Annotated in this window: 15 protein-coding genes and 1 tRNA gene; 6 read left to right on the forward strand and 10 right to left on the reverse strand. The window is 30.7% G+C overall.

The features are described from left to right. Positions 1-362: 362 nt before the first annotated feature. Both ybeY and DMA14_RS02530 read right to left on the reverse strand, forming a co-directional pair. The gene (ybeY, locus tag DMA14_RS02525; protein ID WP_111422878.1) at positions 363-782 is read right to left on the reverse strand and encodes an rRNA maturation RNase YbeY; all 420 of its coding nucleotides are present in this window, start codon (positions 780-782) and stop codon (positions 363-365) included. Beyond that, positions 779-4,180 (reverse strand): collagen-like domain-containing protein, encoded by a 3,402-nt coding sequence (locus DMA14_RS02530; protein WP_111422880.1) that lies wholly within the window; start codon positions 4,178-4,180, stop codon positions 779-781. Before DMA14_RS02530 ends, ybeY begins: the two co-directional genes overlap by 4 nt. Positions 4,181-4,344: 164 nt before the next feature. On the opposite strand from DMA14_RS02530, the gene gltX reads away from it, so the two are divergent. Together gltX and DMA14_RS02540 are read left to right on the forward strand one after the other, a co-directional pair. Further along, complete coding sequence (gene gltX / locus DMA14_RS02535) at positions 4,345-5,850, forward strand: glutamate--tRNA ligase (RefSeq protein WP_111422882.1); 1,506 nt, start codon at positions 4,345-4,347, stop codon at positions 5,848-5,850. A 254-nt stretch (positions 5,851-6,104) separates the two neighbouring features. After that, a complete protein-coding gene (locus DMA14_RS02540) occupies positions 6,105-7,088 on the forward strand; it encodes an SPFH domain-containing protein (RefSeq protein WP_111378723.1) in 984 nt (327 codons plus the stop codon). 20 nt (positions 7,089-7,108) lie between these two features. Here the strand turns inward: DMA14_RS02540 and DMA14_RS02545 are convergent, their stop codons facing one another. The 5 genes from DMA14_RS02545 to DMA14_RS02565 all read right to left on the reverse strand — a co-directional run bounded on the left by DMA14_RS02545 (position 7,109) and on the right by DMA14_RS02565 (position 12,023). Next, complete coding sequence (locus tag DMA14_RS02545) at positions 7,109-7,363, reverse strand: DUF6327 family protein (RefSeq protein WP_111378724.1); 255 nt, start codon at positions 7,361-7,363, stop codon at positions 7,109-7,111. A 2-nt stretch (positions 7,364-7,365) separates the two neighbouring features. Next, on the reverse strand, positions 7,366-7,716 hold the full coding sequence (locus DMA14_RS02550; RefSeq protein WP_111422884.1) for a competence protein: 351 nt from the start codon (positions 7,714-7,716) through the stop codon (positions 7,366-7,368). Between the two features lie 74 nt (positions 7,717-7,790). Further along, positions 7,791-8,117 carry a YtxH domain-containing protein gene (locus DMA14_RS02555; RefSeq protein ID WP_111422885.1) on the reverse strand — a complete coding sequence of 109 codons (327 nt, stop codon included), beginning with the start codon at positions 8,115-8,117 and terminating at the stop codon, positions 7,791-7,793. Between the two features lie 93 nt (positions 8,118-8,210). Beyond that, positions 8,211-8,690 (reverse strand): hypothetical protein, encoded by a 480-nt coding sequence (locus DMA14_RS02560; RefSeq protein ID WP_111422887.1) that lies wholly within the window; start codon positions 8,688-8,690, stop codon positions 8,211-8,213. Between the two features lie 1,215 nt (positions 8,691-9,905). Further along, a complete protein-coding gene (locus DMA14_RS02565) occupies positions 9,906-12,023 on the reverse strand; it encodes a glutamine--tRNA ligase/YqeY domain fusion protein (protein WP_111422889.1) in 2,118 nt (705 codons plus the stop codon). 118 nt (positions 12,024-12,141) lie between these two features. Here DMA14_RS02565 and folB point away from each other — a divergent pair, with 118 nt between their 5' ends. Further along, positions 12,142-12,501: a dihydroneopterin aldolase gene (folB, locus tag DMA14_RS02570; protein WP_111422890.1), complete on the forward strand. Its 360-nt coding sequence runs from the start codon at positions 12,142-12,144 to the stop codon at positions 12,499-12,501. A 94-nt stretch (positions 12,502-12,595) separates the two neighbouring features. Then, positions 12,596-12,666: transfer RNA gene (locus tag DMA14_RS22705), tRNA-Cys, on the forward strand. 274 nt (positions 12,667-12,940) lie between these two features. Here DMA14_RS22705 and DMA14_RS02575 read toward each other — a convergent pair. The 3 genes from DMA14_RS02575 to rnr are packed head-to-tail and all read right to left on the reverse strand — an operon-like array spanning position 12,941 to position 16,510. Then, entirely contained in the window at positions 12,941-13,621 is a 681-nt protein-coding gene (locus DMA14_RS02575) for a LysE family translocator (RefSeq protein WP_111378732.1), read from the reverse strand. A gap of 14 nt (positions 13,622-13,635) precedes the next feature. Beyond that, entirely contained in the window at positions 13,636-14,304 is a 669-nt protein-coding gene (locus tag DMA14_RS02580; RefSeq protein ID WP_111422892.1) for a head GIN domain-containing protein, read from the reverse strand. Positions 14,305-14,326: 22 nt separating this feature from the next. Continuing rightward, complete coding sequence (gene rnr / locus DMA14_RS02585; RefSeq protein ID WP_111422893.1) at positions 14,327-16,510, reverse strand: ribonuclease R; 2,184 nt, start codon at positions 16,508-16,510, stop codon at positions 14,327-14,329. 110 nt (positions 16,511-16,620) lie between these two features. Between rnr and DMA14_RS02590 the strand changes: the two genes are divergently transcribed. Both DMA14_RS02590 and rpiB read left to right on the forward strand, forming a co-directional pair. Continuing rightward, positions 16,621-16,854 (forward strand): putative signal transducing protein, encoded by a 234-nt coding sequence (locus DMA14_RS02590; protein WP_111378735.1) that lies wholly within the window; start codon positions 16,621-16,623, stop codon positions 16,852-16,854. Between the two features lie 803 nt (positions 16,855-17,657). Then, positions 17,658-18,089 (forward strand): ribose 5-phosphate isomerase B, encoded by a 432-nt coding sequence (gene rpiB / locus DMA14_RS02600; RefSeq protein ID WP_111422897.1) that lies wholly within the window; start codon positions 17,658-17,660, stop codon positions 18,087-18,089. Positions 18,090-18,144: the final 55 nt, after the last annotated feature.

An 18,144-nucleotide genomic window follows, 5' to 3' on the forward strand; every position in this document is an offset into this window, starting at 1 on the left:
ATCAGAACTCTCAAATCAGAACTCTCAAATCAGAACTTTCAAATCAGAACTTTCAAATCAGAACTTCCGAATTAAAATGTTTCACGTGAAACATTTTTAAACTTCCATTATAAACTTCCAAAGAACATTTTAAAATCATGTTCCACGTGAAACATCTTGTTTTATTTTCCTTTAAATTCAAACTTAAAAAATCGTTCCACGTGGAACGATTTAATATTTTATTCAAATTCTTTACTTTAACATTCCACGTGGAACGCTGTAAATTCTATTATTTTATTTAAATATGTTTCACGTGGAACGCTGTGAAAATTTAAAAAATCAAAACGTTTCACGTGGAACATATAGATTTAAAAGATGTTTAATTACTGTTCCACGTGAAACATCTTCATTTTCTCTTCTTCCTTCTGTCTCATTAATTGAGCTTCTTCGTCTGACTTATCTTTGTATCCACAGTAATGTAGTATACCATGAGATAGTACTCTCTTAAGTTCTTCAACAAATGAAACATTGAAATCTTTTGCATTATCTGCAACCCGTTCTACAGAAACAAAAATATCTCCATTTAACTCGTTACCAACTGAATAATCAAAACTAATTATATCAGTTAAAGTGTCGTGATCTAAATATTCTACATTGATTTTATGAAGATACTCATCATCACAAAATATATAATTGATTTCTCCTTCGTTCTTGTTTTCAGAAACAATTACAGCACTAAGCCAGTCACTAAAAGCCTGCTCGTCTCCTAAAGTAAAATCTGTTTCGTAATTAAAATTTATCATTTTGTATTAAAGTATTCTTGAACTTTTTGATTAAAATTCGAGCGCAAAGGTAGTGATTGTCTGTTTAATATCTCTACACTGTTTAAATATTCCAATAATGAACTTGGCAAAGCATTTGAACGATTAGTAAATTCAGCCTTATTAGTTTCAGATTGTCTTTGTGTATCTTGACCTTGTTGCTGAACTGCATTGTTTAATTTCCATAATTCTTGTTGGATATTTAGTATACGTTGCAAGTTCTCATTCTTAAATCCTTTGTTCAAAATCTGCTTTTCAGATTGTTTCATTTGGTCTATTACAGATTTACCTTGAGAGTCTAAACCTTTCTTTGCTAATTCTTTTTGAAGAGCTTCACGAAGTTTAACTTGCTCTTTGTAAATCTCCATGATAGCTTCAGCATCTCCTTCTCCATCTTCTCCTTCATTACCGTTCTTCTCTCCTTTTCCATTCTTTCCATCTTTACCTGAAGAACCCTTATCTCCACTTTTGTTACCTTGTCCTTCTTTACCCTGACCATCTTTACCTTGACCATTTTGTCCTTGTCCAGACTTTCCGTCTTTTCCTTCTCCCGGTTTATCACCAGATTGCTGTCCAGGTTTCATACCATCTTTCATCTTATCAGCAAGTCCTTTTTGTTTCTGAATAATATCTGGCAATTGCATTCCTTGTCCATCTCCTGGTTTAGGTTTCCCCGATCCCGGTTTAGACATAGACATCTGCATATTATTTAATAAATCACTCAAGAAATCAGCTAACTTATTGGCAGATGAAACCGCATATTGTTGGTGTGAGACTCCTCTTGGAATCTGTACATCAGTTAAAGTTTCAATTGCCTTGTCCATGTTGTATTGAACGTTTCCAATTTCTTTAGTAACGTCTTCTGCTACTTTCGGATTACGTAATGAAAGTGCAAACAAACTATCATCTACATGTCTAAACTGCTGTTTCAAATTCTGCTGAATCTTGATATTTTTTGTAAATGCAGAAGAACCCAATTTCATTGCTTTGAACTGCTTCATCACATCTTCTTGTGATAAAGAATAAGCTAAAAGATTATCCAGAATCTGACGAAGCATTGCTACATCTTCTTCTAATTGTTCTTGTTCTCCACCTTCCATTTCACTCTGCATTTCTTGAGCCATCGACTTCATTTTCTTTGCAGCACTTTTTTGTTTTGGCTTTGCTCCAGAAGTGTTCTTTTTACTCAATTCTTCAGAAGCTTTATTAAGATCATTGTCTACATCTTTCTCTTTAGAAGCATCAGACGGAATATCTAAAGGTTTCTTTAAAGTCTTATTTTCTTCTTTCAAGTCTTTTAAATCTTCCTGAATTTTATCAAAAGATTTATTGATTTCATCCTGTTTATCTTTCGTATTTTCTTTCTCTTTATTTGATAACTGTTCCTGTTGTTCTGACAGTTTATTTAGTTTCTCAGCAACCTGTTCAGCTTTCTTAGAAACATAAAAACGCTTGGTCAACTCAACCAATTGCTCTAAATTACGAGATTGGTTTTTACTAATTTGCTTGAACTTTTCCATCTTATCAAACAGCTCTTCACTGTTTAATTTATCGTTTAAGTTCTTCAACTCGTCTAATAATTTCTGATTCTTTTCTAAATCTTTCTGTGCATTATCTAAACGCTTTTGTAAATCTTCAGCAGTTTTATCTTTTTTATCATCCTTAAATTTATCCAAGTTCTGATTCATCTTTTCAGAAAATTGCTTCATCATTTCGTCTTGCTGTTTCTGACGTTTGATAAAATCATTGATCTTCTGCTGATCTTTAAATTCTAAATTATCTTTCTCTTTTCCTGTATTCTGAAGCTTATCCATTTCTGAAATCTGCTTTGTTTGGTTCTTTAAAGATTTAGATAAACTATTGATATTATTATTCTGCTGTTGTAATTCCTGATCTTGAATTTCATCTGTTGTAGCTACACGATCTGAAAATGTAGAAGACTTTGTAGACTTAAATCCGTGTGGTGCATCGTTATCAAAAACCTCAAAGTAGTACTCGTATGAAACTCCTTCTTCTACCGGAAGGTTACTTGGAAAATTAAAAACAAACTGATCAAATACTCCAGTCTTAACAGGAATGTTTCCACGCTTAGCAGACTGTGGTTTATTACGTTCATAGTATACAATTTGTAATTTTGAAAGTCCGTAATCATCACCCAATCTTCCTAGAATATAGTTCTTATCTAGCTTCAAACTATCAGGTGCAGGACCAACATTGATAGTTGGAAACTGATCTTTGATAACAGAAAGCTGATAATCTAGTTTTTCGTAGTTTTTCACCTTATCATTTGACGTAAGAATCTGATATTCTGTATTTTGACTAATATTTTTACTCAATTTAAAGTCATTTTCAACCTTAATGAACTTAAATACTTCTTTCTCTCTTTTCCATTCAATTTCTTGTGTAGATTTAGTATTCATTTTCCAAGTTACCGTTGTTCCTTCTGGTACAATTGCATTACCTGTTCCTTGAATTGTCTCTGATTTTTTCTTTAGATAAGAAGGAAAATTTAAAACCATTTCGAAGTTTGCAATTGACGGAACTGTGATTACTTTCAATTCGTATTCTTCTGAAACAACTGAATTTCCTTCAAAAGAAAATTGAATATCTTGTGCTGGTTTTTCAATTTTAAATTCAAACTTTCCAGGTTGAGAAGATTCCATAAAGTAACTTTCATCACCAATATGAATCATCACATTTTCCGGAACTACATTTCCAACAGATTCCATTTTGATAACAAAATCTTTATTTTGTTCAGCTTGCAAATTCGAATTTAAAACCACAAACTTAAAAGGAGCTGGTGGTAAAAAAGCAGAATTGAAATGCACTACTCTATTCAAACTTTGAGAAATAATATTACTATTTCCTGAAATATAAAACACAGCAAAAAGCAAAATTGGAACTAAAGCTAATGGTAAATACTTTTTGTTAGCTTTAAAATTGATTGCATTTCCAAAAGGAATTGGTTGTAAAGAATTTGCTTTTTGCTCAATTGAAGCTAAAACCAATTCTGAACTTTCAGCATTATTTTCAGAAGACAATTGCAAAAAGTTAGTCAGCTTATCGCTCACTTCTGTGAAATGATTTCCAATAATTTTTGAAGCTTGAGTATAATCAATTCCTTTTTGAAGCTTAAATAATTTAAACAACGGAAAAATAATTAAACGGACTAAAAGGAAAACTTCAACTCCAACAAATAACCAAAATAAAAAAGTTCTTCCCAAAGGTTTTAGCCAAAGAAAGTACTCTACAAAAAGCGTAAACAAAAAATATAATAAACCGAAACCAGTAAAAAGTAATATCCCTTTTATCAGTTCATTGGTATAATATTTCTTAATGAAAGCCTCTAACTTTTGATATATTGCAGATGATGTTTTCAAAATAAATCTGTTTTAATTATAACCCATAAAAGTAGTAATTATAACAATAAGTCTGAAAGTCAAAAATCGAAAGTCAAAAGTTTAGCACACAGCTAAAAACCTTTCAGACTTTCGACTTTTGGCTTTTGACTAATATCGTATCTTTGCAACAAAATTTTAAACAAATGTCAAAGCAAGTTCGTGTGCGTTTTGCACCAAGTCCGACTGGACCGTTACATATTGGCGGAGTTCGTACTGCCCTATTTAATTATTTATTTGCAAAGAAACATAACGGTGTTTTTTATCTGAGAATTGAAGATACAGATCAGACTCGTTTTGTTCCTGGTGCAGAGGCTTACATTATGGAAGCTCTTGAATGGTTAGGAATTGCTCCTGAAGAAACGGTTGGGAAAAATGAAAAATTTGGTCCATACAGACAAAGCGAACGTAAAGATTTATACCAGCAATATGCCGATAAGTTGATCAATTCTGGTTGGGCATATTATGCTTTTGATACTCCTGAAGCTTTGGATGCACATAGAAAACAACACGAAGCTGAAGGAAAAACATTTATTTACAATCACCACAATCGCGAAAAGTTAGATACTTCTCTAGTAATTTCTGCTGATGAAGTTTCTAAAAGAATTGCAAATGGCGAGCATTATGTAATTCGTTTTAAAACTCCGGTTGATGAAACATTACATTTGAAAGATATCATTCGTGGTGATGTTAAGTTTGAAACAAATCTTTTGGATGATAAAGTTTTATTCAAAAGTGACGGAATGCCAACGTACCATTTAGCCAATATTGTTGATGATCATTTGATGGAAACTTCACATGTAATTCGTGGAGAAGAATGGTTGCCATCTATGCCACTTCACGTTTTATTATACAAAGCATTTGGTTGGGAAGCTCCAGAATTTGCTCATTTACCTCTGATTTTAAAACCAATTGGAAATGGAAAATTATCTAAAAGAGATGGAGACAAAATGGGATTCCCAGTATTTCCTTTAGAATGGAAAACTGAAGAAGGTGTTTCATCTGGTTACAGAGAAAAAGGATTTTTTCCAGAAGCAGTTGTAAACTTCCTTGCTCTTTTAGGATGGAATGATGGAACTGATAAAGAATTATTTTCTTTAGAAGAATTAGCTGAATCTTTTGACTTAAACAGAGTTCATAAAGCTGGAGCAAAATTTGATCCTGAGAAAAACAAATGGTTCAACCACCAATATTTAATAAAACAAAATGATGCAGATTTAGCAAAAACCTTCTCTCTTATTTTAGAAGAAAAAGGCATTGATATTTCTAAATATGATCTAACAAGAATTGTTTCCTTGATTAAAGAAAGAGCAAACTTTGTTTCAGAATTTTGGGATCTGACAGATTTCTTTTTCCAGGCTCCAACATCATACGATGAAAAAGCAAGTAAAAACTGGAAAGAAGAAACTCCAACTTTGATGCAGGAACTGATTTCTGTTTTAGAAAATATTGAAGATTTTACTTCTGCAAATATTGAAGCAATCGTAAAAGATTGGTTAACCAAAAACGAAATCGGAATGGGTAAGGTTATGCAACCTTTCCGTCTAAGTTTGGTTGGAGCGCTTAAAGGTCCTCACCTATTTGACATTGTTGAAATTATTGGAAAAGAAGAAACTATTTCTAGAATTCAGAAAGCAATTTCAACATTATAAAAATTTTTACCATTAAGATATTAAGAAAATTAAGCTCAACTTAATGGTAAAAAATTAAAGTTTTTTAAGTTCATAAAGCTTAATTGTCTTGACAAAGTTTTGACTTAATTATCTTAATGCCTTTAATGGTTTAAAAAAATAGGAACGCTAAGAAACATCTACAAAATGTTCTTAGCGTTTTTTTAATGTTTGATCATTCCTTTTTAGAAGAATTTTCGTAATTTACCGAAATTCATAAATTAAACTAAATAACCATGAGTACAGCATTTATTATCTTTTTAGTATTGGCATTCTTCATTTTCATGTCGTCTTTCTTTACTGTAAAACAGCAATCTTCTGTAATTATCGAACGTTTTGGAAAATTTCAAAGTGTTAGAAATTCAGGATTACAACTTAAAATTCCGATGGTTGATAGATTGGCCGGAAGAGTAAATCTTAAAATTCAGCAACTAGATGTTATCATCGAAACTAAAACTAGAGACAACGTTTTCATCAAGATGAAAGTTTCAGTTCAGTTCAAAGTGATTCAAGATAAAGTTTACGAAGCATTCTATAAATTAGAATATCCGCATGATCAGATTACTTCTTATGTTTTTGATGTAGTTCGTGCTGAAGTTCCTAAACTAAAATTGGATGATGTTTTTGAAAGAAAAGATGATATTGCAGTTGCAGTAAAACGTGAATTGAACGAGGCAATGTCTACTTACGGATATGATATCATCAATACTTTGGTTACCGATATTGATCCAGACATCCAGGTAAAAAATGCAATGAACAGAATCAACGCAGCTGACAGAGAAAAAACCGCTGCTGAATTTGAAGCAGAAAGTTCAAGAATTAGAATCGTTGCAAAAGCAAAAGCTGAAGCAGAAAGTAAACGTTTACAAGGACAAGGTATTGCAGACCAACGTCGCGAAATTGCAAGAGGTCTTGTAGAAAGTGTTGAAGTTTTGAACCAAGTTGGAATCAATTCACAAGAAGCTTCTGCTCTAATTGTAGTTACTCAACACTATGATACTTTACAGTCTATCGGTTCTGATACAAACTCAAACTTAATTCTTCTTCCAAATTCTCCACAAGCTGGAAGTGACATGTTGAATAACATGGTTGCTTCATTTACAGCTTCTAACCAAGTTGGCGAAATGATGAAAAAAGGAAACAAGAAAATTGAAAAACCAAAACCAACTCACAGACAATCTGGCTACGAAGATGATGTTCAACCAGATGTTCAACAATAATTAAAAAATAATAAAGAGGCTTAATCGCCTCTTTTTCTATTTATGAACCAACCTATTACATACGGTAAAATGGTCTGGATAATTTTTACATAAGAATTTGAAAAGTAATCTGTGTAAGATGAAATGAAACCATTTACAATATTTTGCGGAGTGATACTTTCCTTAGTTTTCTGAAAACTTAAAACCAATTTCTGATAATTGATTTCTTTTTCCAATTTCAAAATTTCTAGATCTCTTTCAATCTCAGCATACGAAGAGTATTTTTTTCTTTCCATAATTAATCATTAAAAAAGATTTCTGAAAATTTCTCCAAGATTGGTCCTTCAACAAATTTGTCTTTTATAAAGAAAAGCAAAATAGTTATTACCAAATAGATTCCTCCTACTGTCAAAAATCCGAGAGCATTACTTTCAAACAAAGAACCAAAAGCATACGCTGCGGCAAAAGATCCAAAAATCATTACCATACTAAAACACAATAAAATCAAAGTAAACTTAAAGATTAAAGTTGTAGATTTCATTGCAACCTTAAAACCCCAAAGTTTGTAATAAGCTAAATGACTATCAATATATTCTTTAGCCTGATCTTGAACTTTTTCAGTGTTTTCTTTTAATTCTTCAAAAGCCATAATTAAAATTTTAGATAAAAAAAAGCACAAAACTTTCTTATAAAAATAAGCAAGTAATGTGCTTTATAAAAATATTATTTCTGAAGTTTAGCGTTATTCGCTTTTAGCTCAGCAAGTTTACTTTCTAAAAAAGTGATCACTTCTTCTGTTTTGTAACTCATATTTGAAAGTAAATCTTCATATGTTCCGTCTAAGTTTTTCTTTGCATGAGCAAACTTCTCACGTAAAACCTCTGAACTTGCATCAAATGAATCTTTCAAATTATGTTTTGCATCATCTAAACCTTCTTTAATTTTTGCTCGAGTTTTAGATCCTTTATCAGGTGCAAATAAAATTCCGATGGCTGCTCCTGCAGCTGCTGCAGCTAAAATTGCTGCTGCTGTATTTAAATTTTTAGACATGATAGTTACAATTTTAAATTATTAATAAAGATACTCATTTTTAAAATGATAAAACTTTGATTGTTTGGAATTTATAAAAAATTAACACTATTATTAATACACATAAGCTACAGCTTCATACTTACCATCTGCTTTTTCAACAATGCTAACAAATGGGTAACCATTTGAAGCTGATTTAGATTTGATTCTCATAGCAGTCTGGTTCTGATTTGCAATTGGCGGTTCACCTTTTGTCCTTGTTGAGACTCCTGTAAAACTAGCTGCCTGTTTCAGTCCTATTGTTTTGTCCTGCGGAAGAACAGTTACCATTTTGTAATCATCTTTTGAATCAACTACTATTTTATCTGAAACTTTTTGAGTTTGTTTTGTTTCTTTATTTGTAATAGATGAAACAGCATATTTACTAATTTTGATTTCTTCAGAACTTCCATTTAAAGAATAATAAACAAAACCATTTTCGTTTTTAATAAAATTTACATCAAGTTGTTCACCGTTGTGTTTTGTAATTTGATGTGTTTGTGAAATTGCAACATTTGCAAATAATAATGCTAGTGTAAAATATAAAATTTTCATGATAAATTAGATTTAAATTAAAAATTGTCAGACCTGAAATTTAAAAACTAAACTTTCACTCAAATTCAACATTATGGAATTTTGTACATTATGACACTATTTGAAAAAATATCTTTTACGGGAAATATTATCAAATCTATATCATAATAAAAATGAGAACATAAAATTGTCTTCTTAGGAAATCAGTTTTGAAAATCTATTATTATAAAAATTACGAGTTTCTAAAAACAATAAATTTCAACTTAGATTCTTTTCGGCAAATTTTAATTTTTTACAAAAATCATCTCTGACTTTTGGTATTGAGTTAAAAATAGCAGTTTTATAAACAATTGTGTGTTAACAACCCGTTAAACTGACTAAAATAACAGTAAAAACTAAAATAAAGACCGTAAATAAACAATAATTCAAAAAACGAGTTATTTATCGATCTACTATAAAAAACGTCTTAAAATCAATTTATGAAGGTTAAAATTAATCTATAAAAACTATTATTTAAGTATTTTTAATCATTTTTATAAATAATAATTAAAAACTAAAGTTTTTTAAAAGCAATAATAAAAACTTATAACTACAATATAAAAATCAAAGGCAAAAAAAATAATAAAAAACTATCGTTTTAAATTCTACAGTCAGTTTTCTAAATAATAATTATAATCTAAATTTTAAGATATCATAATAATCAAAATTTATAATTACAAAAAATGAAGCTAAAAATTAAAAAAATAAGAAAAAACCTTAATTTCAGTTTTTTGAGAAGAAAAATAGAACTAAAAAAGTAAAAAATAAAAATAAAGAGTTTTAAGAAACGAAAAACAAAAAAAGGTCTTCTCTATTCGACTATTTTTTATATTATCTTAAATATAATTTATGAAAGTCAATTTTTATCTATAAAATAAATTAAAAATATAAAAATAATAGATTTTATAAATAATAAACATACGTAATTAAAAATATAAACTACATCAATATAAACTATAAAATAAAGTTTAATGGAAAAATGGGGAGCAAAAAAAGACTAAAATCAAAATAAAGCTTCCAAACAGACGAAAATTAAAAAAATGAATTCCTTATCCAATATATTTTTATTTTCTATTAAAATCAATTTATGAAAGCTACTTTTAATCTATAAAAACTATAAATTTTAAAAATATAATAGCTAATCTATATAATAAAAAAAAGCGCTTATAAAAGCGCTTTTCATAAATTAAGTTGATATTACTTCTTCACCATTTCAGAAAGAATTTCAATTTCTCTTTCTGAAGCATTTTTTGGTGGATTTGAATATAATTTCAAAATTTCGTCTGAAAACTGATTTCTCAAATCTTCACTTTCAATATCTCTTAAATTCAAAAGTGCTTTTGATCTAACATAAGTAGATTCACTTTTTAGAGACATTGAATATAATTTTTTAATATCTTCTTCTTCAAAATCTGTTGATTTCCAGTTTGAATATTTCAAAATAAACTGAGAAAATAACAGCGAAGCCTTATTATTGTTGATATTCTTCTTTAAAGAATTCTGTAAAAGAGAAAAAGTAGAGATGTTTTTGATGTTCTCTCCTATCGCACTTTCAATTGCAATTCTTTCAGCTTTAGTTTCAACTTTAAAGTATTTGTTGATATCTTTCAAAGAATTATTAATGCTGTTTTCTTCTTTTTTACCTTTTTCTTCCCAAGCATCTTTCAATCCAACAGTCTTGTTAAATACTAATTTTGAAGGAGTTGAGTCTTTATCAACAGTAAAATATCCTAAACGTTGAAACTGAAATTTATCTTCATTTTGAGCTGTTGATAAACTTGGTTCAACAAATCCAGTTACAATTTCTAATGAATTTGGATTCACAAAATCTAAGAAGTTTTTCTCTTTATAACTGTCCGGAGCTTCATCTGTAAACAAACGATCGTACAAACGAACTTCTGCTTCCAAAGCATGTTTGATAGAAACCCAATGTAATGTTCCAGATACTTTTCTTTGGCTTGCTTCTGTCCCGCTTCCGCTTAAAGAATCAGTATCATAAGTAACATGAATTTCTGTAATATTTCCATTTTCATCTTTTATAACAGATTCACCTTTAATGATATAAGCATTTTTAAGACGAACTTCTTTTCCTAAAGTCAAACGGAAAAACTTAGCTGGAGCTTCTTCTAAAAAGTCTTCTCTTTCAATGTATAATTCACGAGAAAAAGGTACTTTTCTGAAACCAGCACTTTCATCTTCTTGATTATTTTCAGCTTCTAACCACTCTTCTTTTCCTTCTGGGTAATTGGTAATTACCAGTTTTACAGGATCTAAAACAGCCATTACACGAGGTGCAATTTTATTCAAATCTTCACGAATACAGAATTCTAAAACCGATACATTGATCAAATTATCACGTTTTGCAATACCAATTGTGTTAGCAAAATTACGTAATGAAGCAGCTGTGTAACCACGTCTTCTTAATCCAGAAATGGTTGACATTCTTGGATCATCCCAACCGTTAACATGCTTTTCTTTAACTAGTTGCTGTAATTTTCTTTTACTAACAACAGTATGTGATAAGTTACGTCTAGCAAATTCTCTTTGCTTTGGACGCAGTTTATTTTCATCTAAAATCTGATCTAAAAACCAATCGTATAATTCACGGTGAGGTAAGAATTCTAGTGTACAAAATGAATGAGAAATTTGCTCTAAATAATCACTTTGTCCGTGTGCCCAATCATACATTGGATAGATTTTCCAAGCATCTCCAGTTCTATGGTGATGTTTGTGTAAAATTCTATACATAATTGGATCACGCATTAACATGTTTGTTGATTTCATGTCAATTTTTGCACGAAGAATATGTGTACCAGCCTCAAATTCACCGTTTTTCATTCTTTCGAATAAATCTAAATTTTCTTCAACAGAACGATTTCTGTATGGACTGTCAGTTCCTGGAGTAGTTGGAGTTCCTTTTTGGATCGCCATTTCTTCAGAAGATTGGCTGTCAACATACGCTTTATCTTTCTTAATTAAGAAAACTGCCCAATCGTATAATTGTTGGAAATAATCTGATGCATAACATTCTTCAGCCCAAGTATATCCTAACCATTCCACATCTTTTTTAATAGCATCAACAAATTCCTGTTCTTCTTTTTCAGGGTTTGTATCATCAAAACGTAAATTCACAGGAGATTGATAATCAATTCCTAAACCAAAATTTAACGCAATAGAACTCGCGTGCCCAATGTGTAAATAACCATTAGGTTCTGGTGGAAAACGAAAGCGAAGTTTAGTATTTGAAAGACCTGATTTTACGTCTTCCTCTATGATTTGTTCAATAAAATTGAGTGATTTCTCTTCTGATGCCATTATTTTATAGTAATTTTAGCAAAGATAAAAAAGTTTATAGTTTATAGTTTATGGTTTATGGTTTTCTTTGGAAACTTACTCTAAACTTGAAACTTAAAACCTGAAACTAAATTTAGAAATGGGAGTTATAAAATTGAAAAATATCCGTACTTTTTCTTACCACGGATGTTTAATTGAAGAAGGCAAAATTGGATCTGATTACAAAGTAGATTTAAAAATTAAAACCAATTTACAGAAATCAGCAGAAACAGATCATCTTTTGGACACTGTAGATTATGTTCATTTGAATAAAATTGTAGCTGAAGAAATGGCAATTCGTTCACATTTATTGGAACATGTGGCCAAAAGAATCAATATTCGTGTGCTAGCAGAGATAGAAATGGTAGAAAAAACTACAGTTTGGGTTTCTAAAATAAATCCGCCTATTGGTGGTGATGTTGAGTCAGTTACTATAAAAATGACGGAAATTAGAAAGTAATTTTTAAAATTAAAATCCTAAAATTTTAAAATACTTTCTTTGAAACTTTTGAAATTTAAAGATTTTAGTTACTTTTGCCAACCGTTCAAGTAATGGCGTCGTGGCCGAGCGGCTAGGCTGGGCTCTGCAAAAGCTCCTACTCCGGTTCGAATCCGGACGATGCCTCTAAAAGAGATACAGAAATGTATCTCTTTTTTTTATGTCTAATTTTCTACAATCTTGTCATTTCGACGAAGGAGAAATCTCCACAAGAAGCTCTACAAAAATTGGACAATCATCACGGAGTTACTTGCGAAGATTTCTCCTTCGTCGAAATGACAAACTGCTGTCAACTTTGTCAAAGTTTGAAACTTTGACAAAGTTCTGGACTAACAGTTATAAACATAAAAAAACCTCTGAAATTCAGAGGTTTAATTTTATAATTTTGAGTTATTAACAACTACTTCTTCTCTATTCTTTCAAAGGCATTTTTAACCATTTCCTTTTCTTTTGGAAACCAGCCTTGAATTACTAAAGCAAACCCGAAAACCATTAAAACAACGCTAATTCCCTTTTTGATTTTAAGAATATTAGTCGGAGTCATTTTTGATTTTAACTGTTTAGCTAATAAAATCTTAGCACAATCAATTAATAAGTAAGTGATAATTACAGCGGTAAAAAATGTCATCATTCTTGGAGTCTGCATATCTAACTTTGGTCCTACTGAAATAATAACAGCAAGCCAAAAACCAAGAACTCCAATGTTGATAACGTTCAATAAAAAGCCTTTCACAAATAAACTTCCATAGTTTCTTTTTAGAATATCACGATCGATTTCTTCATCGTTTATTTTTTCTTCTTTCTTTAGTTTTACAAATGAAATAATACCGTAAGAAAGCATAATTATTCCTCCAAAAATAAAAAGTGCTGGATCGTCTTTTAAACTGGAAATGAGTCTATAACTTCCAAGATAAGCAATAGCAATAAAGAAAATATCTCCTAAAACTACGCCTAAATCGAAAACAATTGCAGCTCTAAATCCTTTTGTAATGCTGGTTTCTAATAAAACAAAAAATACTGGGCCAACCATAAAGCTAAGAACAAGTCCCCACGGGAGTCCAGCCAGAATATCATTTATCATCAAAATACGGCTTGTTATTTTACTTCTTCTATTTTACCACCAAAAACTGTTTTCTGGTTTATTTGCTTTGGTTTTCCATAAATGTAAATAGAGCCTCCTGCGCTCACTTTTGCATCGACAAGGGTAGAAGCATTAACATCGGCTTTTCCTCCCGCAGAAACGCTTACAGTAGTCTGAGACGTGCTAAGTTTACTTGCTAGTAAATATCCTCCAGCTCCTAAACTTGCATCTTGATTTGCAGCTTTTCCCGTTAATGTAATTTTACCTCCAGAAACTGAACTTACTTTTAGTTTATCAACATCCAAATCTACGTTAATAATACCGCCTTCTTGAGCACTAACTTTAAAAGAAGTTGCTTTGATGGCTTCACTACTCTTCACTTCTGCTCCTTCATTAACATCAATCAATTCTATATGTTTGTAATACAAAGTTATATCAAGATCATTTCCTGAAAGAAGTTTTGGAAAAGGCATTCTCAATTTCAAAATACCATTTTTATTAACAGCTTCAACTTCTGCCTCTCTTGTTCCTTTTATAACAATTTTATTTTCAGATCCTTGAACTAGTTTTACACTTAATTTATCAAATACTTTTACGGTATCAAAATCTCCCAACTGTTTGGTAACCTGACCAAAAGACATTTGTACAAATAAAATTGCTGCTCCTATAATTAGCTTTCTCATACTTTTATTTTTAAATTAATATTTATTCTGCTCGTCTTAAAAAATGAAAATCCAGTTGTTTTTTCACTAAGTCGGCATTTTTTACTTTCACATAAATTTCGTCTCCCAATTGCAATAAACGGTTTGAAGTTGCTCCAACCAATGCATATTGTCTTTCATCAAAAGTATAGTAATCTTCTTTTATTTCTCTGATTCTTACCATTCCTTCGCATTTATTAGAAACGATTTCAACATAAATTCCCCATTCAGTAACACCAGAAATAACTCCAAGGAACTCTTCGTCTTGATGATCCTGCATGTATTTAACCTGCATGTATTTGATACTGTCACGCTCAGCATTTGTTGCTAAGTTTTCCATGTTTGAACAATGCAAACATTTCGTTTCATAAGTTTCTTCGTCTACAGAAGCTCCTCCATCTAGATAATACTGCAACAAACGGTGTACCATAACGTCTGGATAACGACGAATTGGCGATGTAAAGTGGCTATAATAATCAAAAGCTAAACCGTAATGTCCAATATTATCTGTCGAATATTTGGCTTTACTCATACTTCTAATAGCAAGAGTGTCAATAAGATTTTGTTCTTTCTTACCGTTTACTTCTTCCATTAAAGCATTAATAGATTTTGCTATATCACCTTTTGTTCTAAAATCAATTTTATAACCAAACTTAGCAATTACAGTTTGCATCGCAATCAGTTTATCTTCATTTGGTTCGTCGTGAATACGATAAACAAAGGTTTTCTTTTGTTTTCCGATATATTCTGCCACTTTTCTATTAGCCAAAAGCATAAATTCTTCAATCAAATGATTGGCATCTTTTGATATTTTGAAATAAACTCCTTCTGGTTCTCCTTCTTCATTAAGATTAAATTTCACTTCAACTTTATCAAAAGAAATAGCGCCTTGCTGCATTCTTTTCTTTCTCAAAATCTTAGCTAATTCATCAAGTTTTAAAGTAGCTTCAACAATTTCATCTGAAACCACATACGATTCTCCAGTAATAGAAATATCTACCGGAATGGTATTATTTCCTTTTGTTTCAATAATATGCTGAGCCTCTTCGTAAGCAAAACGCTGATCTGAATAAATTACAGTTCTTCCAAACCATTGGTTAATAACCTGAGCTGTTGGAGAAACTTCAAATATAGCAGAGAATGTATATTTCTCCTCGTTTGGACGAAGTGAACAAGCAAAGTTAGACAACACTTCTGGAAGCATTGGCACTACTCTATCTACCAAATAAACCGAAGTGGCTCTCTGATACGCTTCATCATCTAGGATTGTTCCTTCTTCCAAATAATACGAAACATCGGCAATGTGAATTCCGATTTCGAAATTTCCATTTTCTAACTTTTTGAAAGACAAGGCATCATCAAAATCTTTTGCATCTTTTGGGTCAATCGTAAACGTAAGTGTATCACGCATATCACGACGTTTTGCAATTTCAGATTCCTGAATTGAAGTATCTAATTTTTGTGCAAACACTTCTACTTCAACAGGAAAATCTGCTGGCAAACCATATTCAGCCAAAATAGCATGAATCTCAGTATTATGTTCTCCAGGTTTTCCTAAAACTCGAATTACAGATCCAAACGGACTATCGGCTCTTTTTGGCCAATCTTCAATCTTAACTAAAACAACGTCACCGTTTTCTGCTTCACCAATTTTATCTTTAGGGATAAAAATATCGGTATACATTTTAGGATTTGCAGTAGAAACAAACGCAAAATTTGGCTGCATATCAATTACACCTACAAACTCTGTTTTATCTCTTTCTATAACTTCAATTACTTCACCTTCAGGTCTTTTTCCTTTTCTTCTGTTATAAACGTAAACTTTTACTTTGTCTTTGTCTAAAGCACGATTCAAATTATTGGTCGGAATAAAAACATCTTCCTCAAACTCGTCACAAATAAAATATGCCGTTTTTCTGCTCGTCATATCTATTGTTCCTTCGTAGTAATCCTGGCTAATTGCTTTTACTAAATATTTTCCAGGTTCTGTTTCTATAATTTTCTTCTGAGCTGCCAGAATCTTTAGATCTTTTATAATCTGATTTCTGCTTTTTGTATCATCAAGTTCTAGCTTTGCTCCTATCTGTTTGTAATTGAATGGCTTATTAGCATTTTGCGATAAAATCTTTAGGATCTTCCCAGAGAAATCTTTCTCTTTTTTTATCGGCTTTCTAATTTTCTTACTCATATATCTTTTCTAATAAGGCTTAAAATTACAAATAAGATATCAGATAATACTTTTTAACAAATAGAATTATTAAAAATATAACTTTTCGTACATTTACAAAAAGACCTAAAATGGAAAGCTTTAAAACGATCGCCGTATTCAATTATCTGCACGAAACCGTAGTTCTCAAACACTTACTGGAGCAAGAAGGAATCCCTTATTTTTTCGAAAACGAAATGACACTTTCCGTTATACCTCTTTACTCAAATGCACTGGGCGGAATCAAACTCAAAGTCCATCCAAACGATTTCGAAGAAGTTCAGCAAATTCTGGACAATCTCAACAATCCGTTAAAAATTGTCTGAAACAAGATTCAAAACAAATTCAAATCAGAATAAAATTCAAACTCAAATAAAATTTTTTCAATTTCAACTTTTTTAGTTTTCAACATATATTAAATACAACAAAAAAGATTTTTAAAAATTTAAAAAAATTTGGTTGTTATTATAGCTTGTTAATATGTCGAATAATTTTTTTTTTGAAGCCATTGAAATCTCGTTTTACTTATTTATTCTGAGTTATCAACATACTTATTTTTAGTTAAAATACTTATTTATAAGACTTTTTGTATTTTAATTAACAACGGTTGACAACTAAAATTGAATTGATTTTGTAGATAAGTTGATATGTTGATTTCTGTTGAAAATGGTATTTTTGATATTGATAACTTTTCCAAAAATTCACGAAACTTTTCTTGCATATTTAAATCAAGTTTTGGATTAAGTATTTTTCTGAAATAACCAAAAAAAACTTCTAATTTTCTTTTCGAACTTATTAACATTTTCTGTTAACTTAAAGTTAATTGAATATCAAGCAATTACAAACTCCTATTAACACCTCAAAATTTTAACAAATATTCTGTTTATTCTTCATTGATTGTGAGATAGTTATAGACTTATTAAAATTATTAATAACCTATAAGGTTTTGAAGCTGAATTAGTTGTAAAATATGTTTTTTTGCCACGAATTGCACGAATGTAAAACGAATTTATATTGAAATGTTTATATAGTATTTAAAAAGAAAAAAATTTGTGAAAATTGGTGTAATTCGTGGCGAACATCTATTTATTAAGTAAATTTGCATAACACAACTTAATAGTATAGAAAAATGAAAATTTCGATAGGAAACGACCACGCAGGACCAGAATATAAAAAAGCAATTGTTGAAATGCTGAAAGCCAGAGGATATGAAGTAACTAACTATGGTACAGATACTGATGCTTCTGTTGATTATCCTGATTACGGGCATCCAGTGGCAAATGATGTATCTGAAGGAAAAGCTGATTTTGGAATCGTAATCTGCGGAAGCGGTAACGGAATCGCAATGACTGTTAATAAACACCCGAAAGTAAGAGCTGGATTATGCTGGACTAAAGAAATCGCATATTTAACCCGTTTACATAATGATGCAAACATTGTGAGCATTCCAGCGAGATTTACATCTATTCATCAAGCTGTTGAAATTGTTGAAACTTTCTTGGATACAGCTTTTGAAGGCGGAAGACACCAAAATAGAGTGAACAAAATTGCTTGCGCATAAAAAGTCAAAAAAAAATTCGGTGCTTCGCACCTATTCATAAACACACCGGGCCAAT

It is taken from the genome of Flavobacterium sharifuzzamanii, from assembly GCF_003254585.1.
Taxonomy (GTDB): Bacteria; Bacteroidota; Bacteroidia; order Flavobacteriales; family Flavobacteriaceae; genus Flavobacterium; species Flavobacterium sharifuzzamanii.

Bases quoted from the DNA above. Each gene is read 5' to 3' on its own strand.
- ybeY (WP_111422878.1), bottom strand. From the start codon at position 782: ATGATAAATTTTAATTACGAAACAGATTTTACTTTAGGAGACGAGCAG.
- gltX (WP_111422882.1), top strand. From the start codon at position 4,345: ATGTCAAAGCAAGTTCGTGTGCGTTTTGCACCAAGTCCGACTGGACCG.
- DMA14_RS02540 (WP_111378723.1), top strand. From the start codon at position 6,105: ATGAGTACAGCATTTATTATCTTTTTAGTATTGGCATTCTTCATTTTC.
- DMA14_RS02545 (WP_111378724.1), bottom strand. From the start codon at position 7,363: ATGGAAAGAAAAAAATACTCTTCGTATGCTGAGATTGAAAGAGATCTA.
- DMA14_RS02550 (WP_111422884.1), bottom strand. From the start codon at position 7,716: ATGGCTTTTGAAGAATTAAAAGAAAACACTGAAAAAGTTCAAGATCAG.
- DMA14_RS02555 (WP_111422885.1), bottom strand. From the start codon at position 8,117: ATGTCTAAAAATTTAAATACAGCAGCAGCAATTTTAGCTGCAGCAGCT.
- DMA14_RS02560 (WP_111422887.1), bottom strand. From the start codon at position 8,690: ATGAAAATTTTATATTTTACACTAGCATTATTATTTGCAAATGTTGCA.
- DMA14_RS02565 (WP_111422889.1), bottom strand. From the start codon at position 12,023: ATGGCATCAGAAGAGAAATCACTCAATTTTATTGAACAAATCATAGAG.
- folB (WP_111422890.1), top strand. From the start codon at position 12,142: ATGGGAGTTATAAAATTGAAAAATATCCGTACTTTTTCTTACCACGGA.
- DMA14_RS02575 (WP_111378732.1), bottom strand. From the start codon at position 13,621: ATGATAAATGATATTCTGGCTGGACTCCCGTGGGGACTTGTTCTTAGC.
- DMA14_RS02580 (WP_111422892.1), bottom strand. From the start codon at position 14,304: ATGAGAAAGCTAATTATAGGAGCAGCAATTTTATTTGTACAAATGTCT.
- rnr (WP_111422893.1), bottom strand. From the start codon at position 16,510: ATGAGTAAGAAAATTAGAAAGCCGATAAAAAAAGAGAAAGATTTCTCT.
- DMA14_RS02590 (WP_111378735.1), top strand. From the start codon at position 16,621: ATGGAAAGCTTTAAAACGATCGCCGTATTCAATTATCTGCACGAAACC.
- rpiB (WP_111422897.1), top strand. From the start codon at position 17,658: ATGAAAATTTCGATAGGAAACGACCACGCAGGACCAGAATATAAAAAA.